Below are 16637 nucleotides of genomic sequence, written 5' to 3' on the forward strand. Positions count from 1 at the left end.
AAGATAATATTCTTATTCTTACTAAGTGTACCTCTTAACAGCAGGAAGCGCTGTATATTCAACCTCTAACCTCTAGTGATTAATCTGTAGTCTGATTGCTGTTTCTGGGTACAAAGCCATCCTTGTCGAGGCAGAGTGCCCAGATTTTTGATTAAATTGCTACTCATTTTCTCCTTAAAAATAGTAAAAACTAAAGCAGGATATCTGTTGCAACTGGAGTTAAAAAGCTTATGCCCTGGTTTGTCAAGATTGAAGAAGGCAAAGTCGATAAAGCTACCTTTGACCAATATGTACCTGCCCACAAAGCCTACATTCAGGACTTGATTGCTAAAGGACACAAAGCACGAACAGGCTATTGGGTGGAGCAAAGAGGCGGAATGTTGCTGTTTGAGGCAGCCTCAAAGGCTGAGGCAGAAGCAATTGTAGCTGATGACCCATTGGTGCAACATGGCTGTGTCAACTATCAACTTTACGAATGGCGAATTGTTATGGAATAACACACACTTACTAAATTTTAATGTTATGCTTTTAGAAGGCCTGGATCTATGCGATTGCAACACCCAAATCTTGTCAGAACCGGAAGGTAGCAGCAACACGGGAGGCTTGTAATAGGCGTAGTCTCCGGGTCGCCCTATTTTTAGGAGCGTTCAGCAACAATGCCTGGTTTTGGAGATATTGTTCAAAAAGCTTTTTACCTCGGTGTTGGATTAGCTTCTTACGCAGGTGAGAAAGCAGGGGGAAAATTAGCCCAAGTGCGATCGCAAGTCCAAAAACTGGCAGATGAAATGGTTGCCAAGGGCGAAATGAACACAGAAGAAGCCCGCCGCTTCGTTGAAGATATGATGAAGCAAGCCCAACAAGTCCAAGCACCTGGTGAAACCTCTGAGAAAACACCCCCTTCTGAACCTCGCCGCATTGAGATTTTAGAGGAAGATGAAGAACCAACGGTGAAAGAGGCATCAACTGATGAGAATGTAGATAAATTACGCCAAGAAGTGTTAGACCTGCAAGACGAGCTGAAACGATTGCAACGCGATCAATAAAAAGCATTTTTTGATCGAAACATCAGTAATAAGTGGCATATTGACATGACACTTCGCATAGAAACTTGATAAGATACATTGCCTAGTGTGTACTTTAGTGCTTCAAGCCAGATAACACAAAGCGTCCTGTTTATAGCCTGCAAAGGTGTCAAGTTTATGGAACAGTGGCAAAAAGATTTAGTAGAAATAGTCGAAACAGTGGCTGATGAAGTAGAGCGTTTCTTCCTGGGAATGAGTGAAGTGGTAGACGCCTTTTTTGAGCTAACGGAAGAAGTCACTGAGCAAGTACACAGTAACATTGTGACTGAAGTCGATCAGTATTTACAGGATTTGGCTGAACCGATGTTGGAAGCTTACTGGGAGCTGGAAGACATTGTAGCAGAAGTAGATCCAGGTTTTCCTTATTCAGTTGAACCCACAGCCGAAAAAAATCCTGCTTGCATTGGTTGTAGTCACTACCATGGTCAGGTTTATGGCGGTAATTTGTTAGTTTGTGCTATGCATCCCCACGGTTGTGAAGATGAGAATTGTCCAGATTGGGGGAAGGAAGAGTATTGAGGGGGAGTAGGGAGTTAACAAGCTACAAAATTACTAAAAGGACGTAAAGACAAGTAAAATAACCAATGACAACTAATAAATTACCTGAAAGTGGATCTCAGGCAAATCAAGAAATGATGTATGGCGAACGCGACATTGCGGAAGGTAAACTAATTACTTTTCCGAATCCGCGTGTAGGGAGGCGATATGACATTAACATTACTTTACCGGAATTTACTTGTAAATGTCCGTTTTCTGGCTATCCTGACTTTGCCACAATTTATGTTACCTATGTGCCTGATGAGCGAGTAGTGGAATTGAAGGCACTCAAACTTTATATTAATAGTTATCGCGATCGCTACATTTCCCACGAAGAGTCTGCAAACCAAATTTTGGATGATTTTGTAGCTGCTTGTGATCCGTTGGAAGTCATTGTGAAAGCAGATTTTACGCCTCGTGGTAATGTGCATACTGTGGTTGAAGTCCGGCATCAAAAGTAGGAAAACTCACATTTTATTTTGCACCAATAGCTGACAGGCTAAAGCCTGCGGCTACACTTTGCATCAGAAAAACGATATGACTAAAACCAACGAATTCTAAAAAGGACGAATAGATTTGATGTACATCAATAACTGTAAAGATTTCGAGTTTCGCCCTCTTGACTAGTCGAAACTTCAATAACTATCGATCGTATTTTTGTGAGCATTACCAACTATGCCTAATATATTCAACCGAGAAATTTTCAGGTTATCTAAAGCTCCTTTTAGGATTGAAGAATTTGTTTTATGAATCCTGACTACTATTAAAAGCCCATCAGTGTGTGGTGCTATCAGACTAGCATCGGCTAATCCTACCAAGGGAGGGACATCATAAATCACTAAGTCAAAACTGTTATGAAAATCTGCCATCAGTTGCTTCATTTTTTGAGATGAGAGCAACTTTGTCGGATCGGGTGGTATTGGCCCAGCAGTAATTATAGATAATTGGCTTATAGAAGGTAGTTTTCGTATTACTTCTCCCACAGGCAAATTTGTAGAAATTAAATTACTCAATCCCCATAGATTATTTAAATCTGATAAATCGTGAATTGTCGGTTTACGAAGATCAGCATCTACAAGTAGGACTCGTTGCCCCATTGCTGTAGCTATTTGAGCTAGATGGAGGGCAACCGTAGACTTTCCATCACCAGCCATAGCTGAACTAATAACTATGGAGCGAATCGGGCGATCGGAACTGAGTAATTGAATGTTGGTATAAAGTACCCGTAGGGCTTCTGAAAAATTAGTAGAAGAGTCACCATACTCTTGATCTGGTAAAACACCCAATTCAGCAATTTCCTGAGAAAAATAATTTGGTATATTTACTAAGGGATTTTTTTGATTCAAGGTGCGGTTTTGCTTAGTTTGAAATTGTTTTTCAAAAGGAATATTCCCTAACAATGGCTGCTTTAGCTTTGTTTTTAGTTCATCAACAGTATGGTAGGTATTATCTAGCTTTTCTATCAGTAAAACAATACCAATTCCTGAAAGGATGCTTGCAATTAATCCCAAGATCAAATTGCGTTGGATATTCAAAGAAGAAATAGGAATATCGGGTGTAGTTGGAGCTTGAAGTAATTGCCAACCTAGCTCTGTTTGGGAGATTTGAATTTGAAGATTTTCGCGGTTTGATAGAAAGCGATTTAAACTCTCATTTGCAAATTGTAATTTCCGCTGTAATTCAGTATACTGTCGTGTTAAAACTGGCAATTGGTTGCGTCTTTGTGCAAGTTTCTGTTCTATTTTGGTAAGTTCTTGACTTTGTACTTCTAACGTTTGAAGTTGCGTCGCTACTTCTGCAAACTTCACACCCAATAAACGCTGTGCTTCTTGACGTAACAAAGGTAAAAGACTAGCTCGTTTCTCTCTCAATGTTTGAATACTTGGGTTATTGTCCTGCAAACGGGTTGATTCTGTAGCAATCTGAACATCAAATTCGCGTATTTGAGTAATCAACTGTTGATATAAAGGGGCACTATTAAGTGTTGTCGTCGCTCCATTTTTTCCCTTGAGGATAGATAAGTTAGCACGAGCTTGGGCTAACTCTAGATCAATTTCTTGTCTTTTCTGAGATAATTCAACGGTTTGTGAAGCAATTTGCGTTGCTTGGGTTTCCGGTTCGTTAAAATTGTACTTTTGTCGAAAAAGTTGCAACTCTTTTTGGAGTTTGTCTACCCGATTTTGTGTAAATGGTAGTTGTTTTTCAATGAACTGAAGCCCTTGACGTAACTTGGTTTGCCTCCTGACTTGGCTGTAGTCTAAATAATTCTCAGCAATTCGCTCTAATACAACTTGAGTCTGCTTTGGATTGTTACTTTGATAGCGTACTTGTATTATCTTTGTCTCACCTAACCGAGTAATCTTCAGAGATTCGAGAAGAGAATAATAGCTGATTTCTGGATAGGAAGCTTGCAACTGTTTAAGTGTGCTTCTCATCAGTTCAGGACTTTTAAGAACCTGAATTTGGCTTTCATAATCTAGACTAGACTCCTGCGAGTTAAGGTCTTTGACAACATCCACAACTTTGGTGTCATTATTTACAGGTTCTACTAGTAGTTGAAAAGTGCCTTCATATTCTGGGGGCTTCCGGTTTAGCACTAAATTAATAACTACAATTGTCATCACAGCAATCGTTACACCTGTCATGACTAGCGCTCGTCGCTGTAAAATACTTAGAAATTCTTGAAAGCTCCTGTTGTCTCCCTGTTCCTCAGCCCACGGAACAAGTTGATTTTGAGGAAATGCAGGCACAGAATTATTACTGTGATCGGAACTGGAGGATTGGGAAGAAGAATTCTCCATCATGTGCTTAATATTCGGTAATACACTGGACAAGATTAAGTATAAAAGGTTTTAAAAGCTTCAGTGAGGTAATTTTATATAAGCAATAATTTAGCCTGAATTAGGTAGGATATATATTTTATAGACTTATGATTAAATTTCCGTATTTGTTCTTTAATACAGGTTTCTAGTTAGTGTCTATTGGTAGTATTTAATAATACGTAAAAAGCATTAAGTATTATTGGATCAGAAAGCCACTTATTACTGAGAACATTATTCTTTTTGCCTCCTGTGCCTTGAGTGAGCGCTCGCCAAACGTCCTCCGGCCTTCTTCAATAATAAATTTTAGAATTTTGTACTTCAAAAAACGACCATTTTGACAACTTAATAGCATTTGATTATTCTCTCATCAAAACGATTTATATTTGGAACCATTGGAAACACAACCAATGCTTAATTAGTGAAATTGATAGAAATTGATAGAAATTATACATATAAAGCTAAACTAAATCTCAGTGTTTTCTCAAAAACTAAGTCGGAATACTATAAGTAGGTTGGCACAATTAAACTTAACTATGTAAAGTTTGATAAATTTCTCAAAACTCTTTTCCTTTCTGTCTTCAGCTTGGCGCAGTTGCTAATGGGATAAACCCCCAGATGCTGTGGTGCTAACCCTGCGCTATCGACTTTCGCGCAACGATCGCTGATTCTCCTTCTCCCAAAGGCAGGGCTAGTGCTAAGTGAGAAGATGGCAGTGCTTCACCTCCAGCATCGTTGTTTCCTGTCTTAATCCCAACGACAAATATTTATGCCTGCTTAGATCGTTGTCGAGCAACTTGATAGCCGATAAAACGTTTATTTGATAAAGATTTTACTTAGATATATCTTAATAATATAAATTTTTAATGAAGGATTTTATTTTAGATTTATACATGGTATTGTAAAAATCTAATATAGCAATCTGTCAAAAGACAGAAAGTAAAACCTACAGTTATAAAGTTGTATGTGATGATAAAAAGAAAATATTGATAAAAAGAAAATATAATCATACTCAAATGGAAACAACAGCAATCGTTCTCAACTTTCCAGTTTTCGTTGCTGAAAAATAGAGACTACTATTGTTAAATATCTCTTGGGATATAGAGGCTACTAGTGTTAAATATCTCTTGAGATGTTGAAGTAGACACTTTAGTAACTTATAAAAGGGCTTAAACAGAAAGATACTAAAACCACTATTAACTACTTTGTTGCTGGTTATACGTATCTGTATCATATTGATGTTCGCATATCCAATGTTATGTATAAAAATGTGGTACAAGCGAAAAAGAGCAAATATACTGTTAACTAGCCTTACTAATCCTTACTAGTTATAAACTAACTAATATGTGTATATGTAAGCCTGACAAATTCTGCCAAAAGATTTTCAAGCTTTGCTAATCAAAATTAATGACTTGATTTATTTCAGTGACCTATTTAAATAAAACTTTTCCCTTCCAGACTAGGATATAGCCGATGAGACTTAATAAATGGATTAATCCCAATTTTTTACAATCCATTTCTACTCAGTTCAATGCAAAGAATCAACCTTCTGTAAAAACTGAACAATCAATTAAATTGTCTGTAATCACCCAATTTTTCCCCCCAGATTATGCCGCTACAGGGCAGTTAATTGAAGAACTAGTGAAGCAGTTAGGACTGCAAGGGGTGGATATTGAAGTATTTACAAGTCAGCCAGGATATGCCTTTAGCTCTCATACAGCCCCAGCAGTTGAATGGGCTGACCAAATCCGAATTCAGCGATCGCGCACAGCCCAACTTTGGCCAGGAAGAATTCGTGGTAAAGCAGTTAATGGCGTCCTGTATACCTTACGGGCTACACTTTATCTGCTCAAAGCTTGGCGTCGTAACAATGTATTGTTACTAACTACAGCTCCCCCATTTTTGCCAGTGATTGGATATCTGGCTTATATTTTGTTCCGATTGCCCTATGTCTGTATATTATATGACTTATACCCTGATATTGCGATCGCATTAGGTGTAATTCCAAAGCGTAACTGGCTAGTGCGCTTGTGGCGTTTGATCAACAGACAGGTTTGGTTAAAAGCCAAGGCAATTATAGTACTTAGCCCGGCGATGAAACAAAAGGTAGTAGCGCATTGTCCCGAAGTCGCTGACAAAATTTCTGTAATTCATAGTTGGGCTAACCCAGAAGCGATCGTGCCGATTGCCAAGCAAGAAAACTGGTTTGCTTGGAAGCATAACTTAGTTAACAAATTCACCGTTCTCTATTCTGGCAATATGGGTCGCTGCCATGACATAGACACCATGTTGGAAGCTGCAAAGCAACTACAAGATGAGCCAATTCAGTTTGTCTGTATTGGTGGTGGTGCCAAACGCGATGAATTAATCATAGAAGTAGATCGGTTAGGGCTGAAAAATTTTACGTTTCTACCTTATCAAGATCAGCAAGTGCTGCCTTATTCCTTAACAGCTTGCGATCTATCACTAGTGAGTGTAGATGCAACAACAGAGGGTTTAGTTGTTCCCAGCAAACTTTACTCAGCTTTAGCCTCTGGGCGACCAATAGCAGTAATTTGCTCCGAGACTTCATATCTCAGGGAACTGATGGCTGAAGCCAACTGTGGTGGGACATTTGATAATGGTGACGGTCAAGGTCTAGCGCAATTTATTCGCTTTCTCAATCGAGATCCACAAGTAGGAGAGCAGATGGGCATAGCAGGTCGCCAGTATTTGCGATCGCACTTCACACCTAAAATTATCTCTCAACAATACCTTGATGTTTTACAGCAAGCAATATTCGCTGATGGTGTGATAGCTATGTCTAAAAGCCATAGAAAATAGTTGTTTGATAACTTGTGAGTATAGATTGATGATAGGTTCCAAATACTTTTAGTCTCATCTTTGTTGAAAATAGACTCATAAAAGTCAGAATCACTAATTATCTTTTCAGGTTATTTTAGTTGCTCATTCCTCTAGAATGTAAAGCAGCTTACAGCCTTTTGCAATCAGACCTTAATCTAGAAAAAGTGAGGTAGATATAGCCAGAATTTGCCATCATTTTTTTGAGTTTAGTAGTACTTTGTCAATCTTCAAAATACAAGACCAATAGACAAAAAAATAACTTATGCTCAACCATAAAAACTTCCATTTTATAATCTAAATTTTGTGTTTGATTCTAGCAAATACTGTCACTATTATTTTTCTAGGAAAACTTTAGTTTTGAAAGGCTATATTTCATGAAAAATTAAAATTCTAACCAATTCTAATAAGAGTCCCATATAAATATCTGGCAGTTAGACTGACAACGAATTAAAACTTGCTTGTAAGCCTAAAATATTATCATGCATGTTTGAAATCACTTAAAATCTCTTGGGAATAGATTTGCTTTAGTATTGTGTTGATTTAAATTAAGATAATAGAAACATGCCAAAATATGTTATGTTTTAACACAGATTGACAAAGGTTAATGACCGCTGGTTTAAATTTTATTCATTCAAGATTTTTGAATGACAAAAATTTTCAACCTTTTATTATCAAGAAAAGCAATCTTGATAAGAGTTGTTAATCAGTGGACTGTCATTAAATAATATCTATTTCTTAACTTTAGGGGATGGGCTTCGATGGTCTTTTTGATCTCAGTTCCCCCAATGTAACCTTCCTAATTTTGCTGTCTATTTACTGAAGTGGGAGGTCAAATTGCAGAGAAGGTGTGACCGAAATCGGAAACGTTCAAAGCGACGGGCTGTCTACTGTCCAGTTCATGGCTCCTATCTAGATAGCAGGAGTCAGAAATATCAACTGTTTGCCGATCAACCAGGGCAGTTGCAGAAACGGGGTATGAGTCGGCGGAGTGCATTGATGCTGGTCGCTAGCCAAACCGCAGTTCCTTTAGAAGGAGAATGGTTAGAGGCTTTTTGGTGTGATCATTGCCAGCAAACACAGTGGTATTACATCCGCAAATCGGATGAGCGCACCTATGAAATTTCCATAGCACCACAAGAGCTTTGGCGGCAGGTAGCAGGAGTGATCGATCCTCAGGGAAACCCTTCTGTTGGAGAATTTACTCGCAGACAAGCAAAAGTGCTTAAGTATCATGACATCAAAGATTTTCAGTTTGTCAATTAATGCTTAAAAGCAGGGTATTTAATCAACATTATGAGTAGTAAAGGAATTGCCTCAAAGCCAGAGTTGATAATTGAAGCAGGACGTAGTGAGCAGCAGTATTGGAAAGACCTGTGGCGCTATCGAGAGCTATTTTATTTTCTAGCTTGGCGTGACATTCTAGTACGCTACAAACAAACAGTGATTGGTATGCTCTGGGCACTGATTCGACCATTTTTGACGATGATCGTGTTTAGCGTCATCTTCGGAAGTTTGGCAAAATTACCTTCGGAGGGATCAGCACCGTATCCAATACTGGTATTTTCTGCCTTATTACCCTGGCAATTTTTTTCCAATGCCCTAAGTGAGTGTAGCAACAGCCTAATTAGTAATGCCAACTTGATTTCTAAAGTCTACTTTCCGCGCTTGATTGTGCCTGCTAGCTCAGTGATTGTCAGCTTTGTGGACTTTCTCGTTTCTGCAATGATTCTTTTAGGGCTGATGGCCTGGTACAACTTTGTTCCTACTTGGCGGATATTATCATTACCGTTGTTTATTGGCATTGCCTTTGCTGCTTCACTAGGAGTAGGGCTGTGGTTTGCAGCTTTGAATGTGGAATATCGAGACTTCAGGTATATTGTGCCGTTTATTGTGCAGTTTGGCCTATATGTCTCACCCGTCGGTTTTAGTAGCAGCATTGTACCAGAGCAATGGCGTTTGCTCTACTATTTGAATCCGATGGTGGGCGTGATTGATGGCTTTCGCTGGGCAATTTTAGGAGGAGAGTCCAAACTTTACTGGACTGGATTCACACTATCTCTAGGACTAGTTACCTTGTTACTGGTAAGTGGCATTTGGTACTTCCGTAGAATGGAACGGACATTTGCTGATGTAATTTAGCAAGGAACTGTGCAGATGTCTGAGAATATGATCAGTGTAGAGAATTTAAGCAAAAAATATATTATCTCTCACCAGCAAGAGCAAAGAAGTAGCTACAAAGCACTGCGGGATGTAATTGCTGATGGTGCTACATCTTTTGCCAAGGCATTTATCAAACCTGGGGGCAAAAAAATGCCCAACCCAACCCAGGAAGAATTTTGGGCATTAAAAGATGTTTCTTTTGATATTCAACAAGGTGAAGCTATTGGTGTTATTGGACGCAATGGTGCCGGGAAATCTACCCTTTTAAAAGTTCTGAGCCGGATTACCGAACCGACAACAGGACGTATTGCCATTAAAGGGCGGGTAGCAAGCTTATTAGAAGTAGGCACAGGATTTCACCCAGAACTTACGGGACGGGAGAACATTTATCTCAACGGTTCCGTTTTGGGGATGAGTAAAGTTGAAATTAAAAAGAAATTTGATGAAATAATAGCCTTTGCTGAGGTTGAGAAGTTTTTAGATACCCCAGTCAAGCGCTATTCATCGGGAATGTACGTCCGCCTTGCTTTTTCCGTTGCAGCCCATTTAGAGCCAGAAATTTTAATTGTTGATGAAGTTCTGGCTGTAGGTGATTCGGCATTTCAGAAGAAGTGCTTGGGGAAAATGGGTGATGTAGCAACCAAAGAGGGACGAACAGTTTTATTTGTCAGTCATAGTATGCAAGCTATTAATCAACTCACCAAACGTTGCATATTGCTTTCTAAAGGTAACATTCAGTTTGATGGTCATACTGGCAAAGCAGTCCAATTATATCTGGCTGGACAGAAAGATGAGTCTGTATTACCAGCTTATTACCAAGCTCCTATCAACAAAACTGGCAATCACGTAGCTTGGGTAAGGGCACATACCTCTGAAGAACAAGGAATTCACTGTTGGGGAAAACCGATTACGTTTGAGTTTGCCTTACACATAGAGAAACCCCATGAAAGTCTGTCTTTTTCGTTTCAAATAGTCACTGCCCTGCAACAGTCTATTAGTATTTTTTGGTTTTTCTCAGATGCGCCTTTTCGCCATAAGCGAGGCACTCATATTTTCCGATGTGAAATACCCAAATTGCGACTTTATATGGGTTCATATACCTTAACAACATGGCTTTCTGAGCGGCGTAGCGAAACCCTACTAGAAAATCTCAGCGAGATTTGTCAGTTTGAAGTCAGTATGCACAATTTTGAGCGTGTAGATTACCCTTGGCAAGCTGATGAGTGTACTTATTTAGAAGATGCTATTTGGGAAACTGTGGAAAAGCATTAATTTTAAGGCAGATTAAGTAATGGCTGTAAATGATGATGTCAAATTAGGTAAAAACGTGAAGATTTTTCATCCCCATTTAGTGAACCTCTACGGTTGCGTTATTGGTGATGATACGAAAATTGGTACATTTGTAGAGGTGCAGAAAGATGTCACAATCGGAAATCGGTGTAAAATTTCATCCCACAGTTTCTTATGTGAAGGCGTTGTCCTAGAAGATGAAGTGTTTATTGGTCATGGAGTCATGTTTACTAATGACCTTTATCCTCGTGCAACCAATGAAGATGGCAGTTTAAAAACAGAAGATGACTGGTATACAATCAAGACTTTAGTGAAGCGCTGTGCATCTATTGGTAGTAATGCTACCATCCTACCAGGAGTAACTATTGGTGAAAAAGCTATCATCGGTTCTGGCGCAGCAGTAACTCATGATGTTCCTGATTATGCAATTGTAGTTGGAGTCCCCGCTCGTGTAATAGGGGATGTGCGCGATCGCCAGAATTTAGAAATATCCGCTAACAGTTTGTGAGAGCCTTACTTCTGTGTTTGTTAAAAACTGAAGCCTTGCAAAGATAAAGATTTTTTAAACAAAAAAGCAATTAATTTGCAATTCACCCAGAAACTATTGCCACCTTTTAGTGGGAGTGGTTGATAATACATAAAAAATAAATTCTGATTAGTTAAAAGCAATGGGAAACATCATTAATATCGGTGTAATTGGCTATGGTTATTGGGGCCCGAATCTGGTAAGAAATTTTGTAGAGATGCCAGGAGTTCAGGTTAGAACAGTCAGTGATTTTAACCCAGAACTATTGGCAAAGGTGCAAGCTCGGTATCCTGCTATCCAAGTTACAAAAGATTGTCGAGACATATTTATAGATCCTAAGATTGATGCTGTAGCGATCGCCACACCAGTTTCAACTCACTTTGAATTAGCTTTAGCTGCATTGCAAGCTGGTAAACACGTGTTGGTAGAAAAGCCAATGACAACTACCTCCGAGCAAGCAATGCGGCTGATTGAAGAGGCAGAAAAACGCAACCTAGTGTTAATGGTCGATCATACCTTTGTGTATACGGGTGCTGTCCGCAAGATGCACGATTTGATCGCCACTAATTCCTTGGGTGATATTTACTACTATGATTCTGTACGCGTCAACCTAGGACTTTTTCAGCATGATGTGAATGTCATCTGGGATTTGGCAGTCCACGACCTCTCAATCATGAGCTACCTATTACCATCTCAGCCTTATGCTGTCTCGGCTACAGGCATTAGCCATGTTCCTGGAGAACCAGAAAATATCGCCTACTTGACCTTATTCTTTGAAAAGAATCTCATTGCTCACATTAATGTCAATTGGTTAGCACCAGTAAAAGTCCGTCGCACATTGATTGGTGGTAGTCAACGGATGATTGTTTACGATGACTTAGAACCAAGTGAGAAAGTCAAGATTTACGACAAGGGTATTACAGTTAATGGCAACTCCGAAAGCATGTATCAAATGATGATTGGTTATCGCACAGGGGATATGTGGTCACCCAAGTTAGATATAACAGAAGCGTTGAAGACAGAAGGATTGCACTTCATTCGTTGTATTGAACAAGGCGATCGCCCACTTACTGATGGAGAAGCAGGACTGCGGGTAGTCAGAATTCTTGAAGCCGCAACCCAGTCTCTCAAGAAGCAAGGCCGATTAATTGAACTGAATGTGGCAGAGGTAGCAGCGTGATTCCATTTGTAGACCTAAAAACTCAGTATTTGAGCATTAAAAACGAAATTGATACTGCTGTCTTGAAAGTCCTTGAAAGTACGCAATTTGTCTTGGGGAATGAAGTCAAAGCTTTTGAAAAGGAGTTTGCAGATTACTGCAACGCAGATTATGGCATTGCTGTCAATACAGGTACTAGCGCCCTGCATCTAGCATTACTAGCAGCTGGCATCGGTGCTGGTGACGAAGTGATTACCGTACCTTTCACCTTCGTGGCGACCACAGCAGCTATTTGCTACACCGGAGCTACACCAGTCTTCGTAGATATCGATCCTGTTTCCTACACAATAGATATCACCCAAATTGAAAAAGCCATAACTGAGCGTACCAAAGCGATTCTACCCGTGCATTTGTACGGTCAACCAGCAGACATGGAGCCAATTTTGGACATTGCTCGTCGTCATGGTTTGGTTGTTATAGAAGATGCCGCCCAAGCTCACGGGGCTGAGTATAAAGGGCAACGAGTAGGTAGTATCGGTGATATTGGTTGTTTTAGCTTTTACCCTGGTAAAAATTTAGGTGCTTACGGTGAAGGAGGCATGGCGGTAACCAATAATCCTGAATATGCCCAGACTATGGGAATGCTGCGCGACTGGGGTCAAGAACGCAGATACCACCATGTCCTGAAAGGTTACAACTATCGGATGGATGGCATCCAGGGAGCGATTTTACGGGTAAAGTTACGCTACATCGAAGCGTGGACAGAAGGCAGAAGAACATACGCAGCCCAGTATGACCAACTTTTGGCAAGCTCTGGTGTCAGCATACCTGCTGTGATGCCTTACAGCCGTCATGTTTACCATGTCTACGCCGTGCGATCGCCAGAGCGAGATGCCCTACAACAAAGTCTGCAAGAACAGGAAATACAGACAGGTATTCATTACCCAATTCCTGTTCATCTCCAACCAGCTTATGCTGACTTGGGTTATAAATCTGGAGATTTTCCTCACTCAGAAGCAGCATCTAGGGAAGTGTTATCCCTGCCTATGTATGCAGAACTAGGCACAGAGTCACAGACTCAGGTTGCCAAGGCGGTAATTAGCTTAACATAACTAAGGAATTCAATGTCTGATCCAGGTAAGACTAAGATAGTCAAAGCTGTCCACGGCTTACAAGCAGAAAAGCTAGACCCTGACTTTGAAATTCAACTAGCAGAATATTTAAATACTCAATATGAACAAAAACCATTAATCGAATTATACGCACGCTTTGCTACAGGTGATGGAGACTTTGATGGGCTGATGCGGCGAGTTATTTGGCGTGCAGTAGCACGTAGATTTGGACATAACATTCGGATTGGTAATGGTGTAGGTTTTAAGCATCTCGAAACCTTTGAGATCGGGAACCAAGTATTTATTGGTTCACAAAGCTATATTCAAGGAAGGTTCGATGGTACTTGCATTATTGGTAACCACGTTTGGATTGGCCCACAGAGTTACTTTGATGCCCGTGATTTGATTATTGAAGATTATGTAGGATGGGGGCCAGGTGCAAAAGTACTGGGTTCAACTCATAGTGGATTGCCAATTGATGTTCCCATCATCCAAACAGACCTAGAAATTAAATCGGTAAAAGTGGGAACAGGAGCCGATATTGGCATGAATGCGGTGATCTTGCCTGGGGTAACAATTGGCCAAGGCAGCATTGTTGGTGCTGGCGCAGTTGTCACCAAGGATGTACCACCATTTGCGATCGTCGCTGGTGTCCCTGCTAAGTTTTTACGCTGGCGGGAAGGATATGAACCATTGGAGAGTAAAGAATATGCAAAATAAGCGAATTTTAATCACAGGTGGTGCAGGTTTAGTTGGTTCCCATATTGCCGATTTGTTAGTCAATGAAGAAGTCTCAGAGATTATTGTTCTAGATAACTTCACCCGTGGACAACTGAAAAACCTTGCTTGGGCAAAAGAACATGGCCCTTTGGTAATTGTAGAAGGCGACATCCGGGATCAAAAACTCTTGGGTGAAGTTATGCAAGGCGTGGATATAGTCTTTCATCAAGCAGCAATCCGTATTACCCAATGTGCCGAAGAACCGCGTTTGGCATTAGAAGTTTTGGCTGATGGCACTTTCAACGTTTTGGAAGCAGCAGTGAAAGCTGGGGTAAAAAAGGTAGTTGCTGCTTCATCAGCCTCAATCTACGGCATGGCTGAGGAGTTTCCCACCACTGAATCTCATCACCCCTATAACAACCGTACTATCTACGGTGCAGCTAAAGTCTTTAATGAAGGGTTATTACGCAGCTTTTATGATATGTATGGGCTGGACTATGTAGCATTACGCTACTTTAACGTCTACGGCCCGCGCATGGACATTTACGGTGTATACACTGAAGTACTTATTCGCTGGATGGAGCGTATTGCTATAGGTAAGCCACCACTGATCTTTGGTGATGGCAAACAGACAATGGACTTTGTGTATATCGAAGATATTGCCAGAGCAAATATTTTAGCTGCCAAAGCCGATGTTACGGATGACGTATTTAATATCGCCAGTAATGTGGAAAGCAGCCTGAACGACCTAGCCTATAGTTTGGTTGAGGTGATGGGGTCAGATTTACAGCCAGAATATGGCCCAGAACGCAAAGTCAACCCTGTAGCCCGCCGACTGGCAGATGTGAGTAAAGCCAGACAATTGCTGGGTTTTGAGACGCAGATTTCTCTAGAAGAAGGATTGCATCGGCTAGTGAGTTGGTGGCGCAAAGAGAAATTGGCAAAGGAAGCAAGCAATGTCTGATAAAATGCAGTCTATCCCGATCGCTAAACCCTGGATGGGTGAAGCTGAGGCTGAAGCAGCTAGCCGTGCGATCATGTCTGGGTGGGTAACACAAGGGCCAGAAGTCGCCGCCTTTGAGCAAGAGTTTGCAACTTACGTAGGAGCAAACTATGCTTGCGCTGTCTCTAATTGCACTACAGCACTGCATCTAGCGCTGTTAGCTGTAGGTGTGCAACCTGGGGATGAAGTGATTACCGTCAGCCATTCTTATATTGCTACTGCCAACAGTATTCGCTACTGCGGTGCAATCCCAGTGTTTGTGGATATTGAACCACAGACATACAACATCAATCCGATGTTAATTGAGGATGTGATTAGCGATCGCTTACAGCGTGGCATAGGCGATCGCATCCGTGCCATTCTGATCGTCCACCAGATCGGGATGCCTTGCGATATTAAAGCCATCTTGGATATTGCCCACCGTTACAATTTGCCAGTTATTGAAGATGCCGCTTGTGCGATCGGTAGTGAAATTCTCTGGGATGGAAACTGGGAAAAAATTGGCAAGCCGCATGGAGATATCGCTTGCTTTTCTTTTCACCCCCGCAAAGTCGTCACCACAGGTGATGGTGGGATGCTCACCACCAATAATCTGGAATGGGACAAACAGTTTCGCCTCTGGCGGCAACATGGAATGAGTGTCCCCGATACTGTACGCCACGGTGCAAAACAGGTAATATTTGAATCGTACCCGATGCTGGGTTACAACTATCGCATGACTGATATTCAAGCAGCAGTCGGGCGAGAACAACTCAAACGTCTTCCAGAGATTGTGGAACGCCGACGTTATTTGGCACAGCAATATCAGGAAAAGCTAGCAGATGTACCGGGATTAAAGTTACCAACTGAACCAAATTGGGCAAAGAGTAACTGGCAGAGTTTTTGTGTCCGGCTAACAGAGAAATACGACCAGGTACAAGTCATGCAGGAAATGCTAGATGCTGGTATTTCCACGCGACGCGGCATCATGTGCGCTCACCGTGAAGGTGCTTATCAAAGTGAAGCTTGGTTATGTGGAGTTGAGCCAAAAGCTTGTGAGTGTGAAGTTGGAAAGTGCGATCGCCTTTGGGAGAGTGAGCAAGCACAAGATCATACTGTCTTACTACCCCTGTTCCATCAAATAACCCAACAGGAACAGGATTATGTGGTGAAAGTTTTGAAAATGGCTTGTCAGATTTAAAGAAAAAAATTCCTTTCAAGGAAATTGCTTCCAGTAGTGCCTCTGATTTGCACGACAAACTGATACCAATTTGAATAATTTTTGCTGTGACACACTAATTCTTCGTCGAGAAGATTGTTGTGCCTCTACCTATCTGTGACATTCTTTTTTCAAATTGGTATGAAAACTTCTCGTGGCAACGTTTTTATCATCGATAGTAATTAAA

15 protein-coding genes and 1 other RNA gene are annotated in these 16637 nt (G+C 40.8%); 15 read left to right on the forward strand and 1 reads right to left on the reverse strand.

The genetic code is table 11. The annotated features are described in order from the left end of the window. Nucleotides 1-230: 230 nt before the first annotated feature. The 5 genes from HWQ44_RS14345 to queF all read left to right on the forward strand — a co-directional run bounded on the left by HWQ44_RS14345 (nt 231) and on the right by queF (nt 2080). Nucleotides 231-497 (forward strand): YciI family protein, encoded by a 267-nt coding sequence (locus HWQ44_RS14345; RefSeq protein WP_292719591.1) that lies wholly within the window; start codon nt 231-233, stop codon nt 495-497. Nucleotides 498-534: 37 nt separating this feature from the next. Beyond that, an RNA gene (gene ffs, locus HWQ44_RS14350) (signal recognition particle sRNA small type) lies at nt 535-631 on the forward strand. A gap of 25 nt (nt 632-656) precedes the next feature. Next, a complete protein-coding gene (locus HWQ44_RS14355; RefSeq protein ID WP_292719593.1) occupies nt 657-1043 on the forward strand; it encodes a phasin family protein in 387 nt (128 codons plus the stop codon). A 156-nt stretch (nt 1044-1199) separates the two neighbouring features. Further along, complete coding sequence (locus HWQ44_RS14360) at nt 1200-1601, forward strand: hypothetical protein (protein WP_292719595.1); 402 nt, start codon at nt 1200-1202, stop codon at nt 1599-1601. A 65-nt stretch (nt 1602-1666) separates the two neighbouring features. Then, nucleotides 1667-2080, forward strand: coding sequence for a preQ(1) synthase (queF, locus tag HWQ44_RS14365; protein WP_292719597.1), 414 nt, complete (start codon nt 1667-1669; stop codon nt 2078-2080). A gap of 174 nt (nt 2081-2254) precedes the next feature. Here queF and HWQ44_RS14370 read toward each other — a convergent pair whose 3' ends face one another. Next, a complete protein-coding gene (locus HWQ44_RS14370) occupies nt 2255-4420 on the reverse strand; it encodes a polysaccharide biosynthesis tyrosine autokinase (protein ID WP_292719682.1) in 2166 nt (721 codons plus the stop codon). Nucleotides 4421-5911: 1491 nt separating this feature from the next. Here HWQ44_RS14370 and HWQ44_RS14375 point away from each other — a divergent pair. From HWQ44_RS14375 to HWQ44_RS14420, 10 genes are all read left to right on the forward strand, one after another. Next, nucleotides 5912-7261, forward strand: coding sequence for a glycosyltransferase family 4 protein (locus HWQ44_RS14375; RefSeq protein ID WP_292719599.1), 1350 nt, complete (start codon nt 5912-5914; stop codon nt 7259-7261). 855 nt (nt 7262-8116) lie between these two features. Then, nucleotides 8117-8545 (forward strand): hypothetical protein, encoded by a 429-nt coding sequence (locus tag HWQ44_RS14380; RefSeq protein WP_292719601.1) that lies wholly within the window; start codon nt 8117-8119, stop codon nt 8543-8545. 30 nt (nt 8546-8575) lie between these two features. After that, nucleotides 8576-9421 carry an ABC transporter permease gene (locus tag HWQ44_RS14385; protein ID WP_292719603.1) on the forward strand — a complete coding sequence of 282 codons (846 nt, stop codon included), beginning with the start codon at nt 8576-8578 and terminating at the stop codon, nt 9419-9421. A gap of 15 nt (nt 9422-9436) precedes the next feature. Next, nucleotides 9437-10714: a polysaccharide ABC transporter ATP-binding protein gene (locus tag HWQ44_RS14390; RefSeq protein ID WP_292719605.1), complete on the forward strand. Its 1278-nt coding sequence runs from the start codon at nt 9437-9439 to the stop codon at nt 10712-10714. Between the two features lie 19 nt (nt 10715-10733). Further along, on the forward strand, nt 10734-11240 hold the full coding sequence (locus HWQ44_RS14395; protein WP_292719606.1) for an acyltransferase: 507 nt from the start codon (nt 10734-10736) through the stop codon (nt 11238-11240). A 160-nt stretch (nt 11241-11400) separates the two neighbouring features. Then, nucleotides 11401-12438: a Gfo/Idh/MocA family oxidoreductase gene (locus tag HWQ44_RS14400; protein WP_292719608.1), complete on the forward strand. Its 1038-nt coding sequence runs from the start codon at nt 11401-11403 to the stop codon at nt 12436-12438. Continuing rightward, nucleotides 12435-13529: a DegT/DnrJ/EryC1/StrS aminotransferase family protein gene (locus HWQ44_RS14405; protein WP_292719610.1), complete on the forward strand. Its 1095-nt coding sequence runs from the start codon at nt 12435-12437 to the stop codon at nt 13527-13529. The genes HWQ44_RS14400 and HWQ44_RS14405 overlap by 4 nt, the downstream gene beginning before the upstream one ends. 12 nt (nt 13530-13541) lie before the next feature. Then, on the forward strand, nt 13542-14249 hold the full coding sequence (locus HWQ44_RS14410; protein WP_292719612.1) for an acyltransferase: 708 nt from the start codon (nt 13542-13544) through the stop codon (nt 14247-14249). Further along, entirely contained in the window at nt 14239-15213 is a 975-nt protein-coding gene (locus tag HWQ44_RS14415) for an NAD-dependent epimerase/dehydratase family protein (RefSeq protein WP_292719614.1), read from the forward strand. The genes HWQ44_RS14410 and HWQ44_RS14415 overlap by 11 nt, the downstream gene beginning before the upstream one ends. Further along, the gene (locus HWQ44_RS14420) at nt 15206-16432 is read left to right on the forward strand and encodes a DegT/DnrJ/EryC1/StrS aminotransferase family protein (protein WP_292719616.1); all 1227 of its coding nucleotides are present in this window, start codon (nt 15206-15208) and stop codon (nt 16430-16432) included. Before HWQ44_RS14415 ends, HWQ44_RS14420 begins: the two co-directional genes overlap by 8 nt. The last annotated feature ends 205 nt before the right edge of the window (nt 16433-16637 follow it).

Source organism: Nostoc sp. JL34 (assembly GCF_017114945.1).
In the GTDB taxonomy this organism is placed as follows: Bacteria; Cyanobacteriota; Cyanobacteriia; order Cyanobacteriales; family Nostocaceae; genus Nostoc.

What these genes read in the sequence shown, in the direction of transcription:
- HWQ44_RS14355 (WP_292719593.1), top strand. Translation starts at nt 657, where the DNA reads ATGCCTGGTTTTGGAGATATTGTTCAAAAAGCTTTTTACCTCGGTGTT.
- HWQ44_RS14390 (WP_292719605.1), top strand. Translation starts at nt 9,437, where the DNA reads ATGTCTGAGAATATGATCAGTGTAGAGAATTTAAGCAAAAAATATATT.
- HWQ44_RS14345 (WP_292719591.1), top strand. Translation starts at nt 231, where the DNA reads ATGCCCTGGTTTGTCAAGATTGAAGAAGGCAAAGTCGATAAAGCTACC.
- HWQ44_RS14415 (WP_292719614.1), top strand. Translation starts at nt 14,239, where the DNA reads ATGCAAAATAAGCGAATTTTAATCACAGGTGGTGCAGGTTTAGTTGGT.
- HWQ44_RS14400 (WP_292719608.1), top strand. Translation starts at nt 11,401, where the DNA reads ATGGGAAACATCATTAATATCGGTGTAATTGGCTATGGTTATTGGGGC.
- HWQ44_RS14375 (WP_292719599.1), top strand. Translation starts at nt 5,912, where the DNA reads ATGAGACTTAATAAATGGATTAATCCCAATTTTTTACAATCCATTTCT.
- queF (WP_292719597.1), top strand. Translation starts at nt 1,667, where the DNA reads ATGACAACTAATAAATTACCTGAAAGTGGATCTCAGGCAAATCAAGAA.
- HWQ44_RS14370 (WP_292719682.1), bottom strand. Translation starts at nt 4,420, where the DNA reads ATGGAGAATTCTTCTTCCCAATCCTCCAGTTCCGATCACAGTAATAAT.
- HWQ44_RS14410 (WP_292719612.1), top strand. Translation starts at nt 13,542, where the DNA reads ATGTCTGATCCAGGTAAGACTAAGATAGTCAAAGCTGTCCACGGCTTA.
- HWQ44_RS14395 (WP_292719606.1), top strand. Translation starts at nt 10,734, where the DNA reads ATGGCTGTAAATGATGATGTCAAATTAGGTAAAAACGTGAAGATTTTT.
- HWQ44_RS14385 (WP_292719603.1), top strand. Translation starts at nt 8,576, where the DNA reads ATGAGTAGTAAAGGAATTGCCTCAAAGCCAGAGTTGATAATTGAAGCA.
- HWQ44_RS14360 (WP_292719595.1), top strand. Translation starts at nt 1,200, where the DNA reads ATGGAACAGTGGCAAAAAGATTTAGTAGAAATAGTCGAAACAGTGGCT.
- HWQ44_RS14420 (WP_292719616.1), top strand. Translation starts at nt 15,206, where the DNA reads ATGTCTGATAAAATGCAGTCTATCCCGATCGCTAAACCCTGGATGGGT.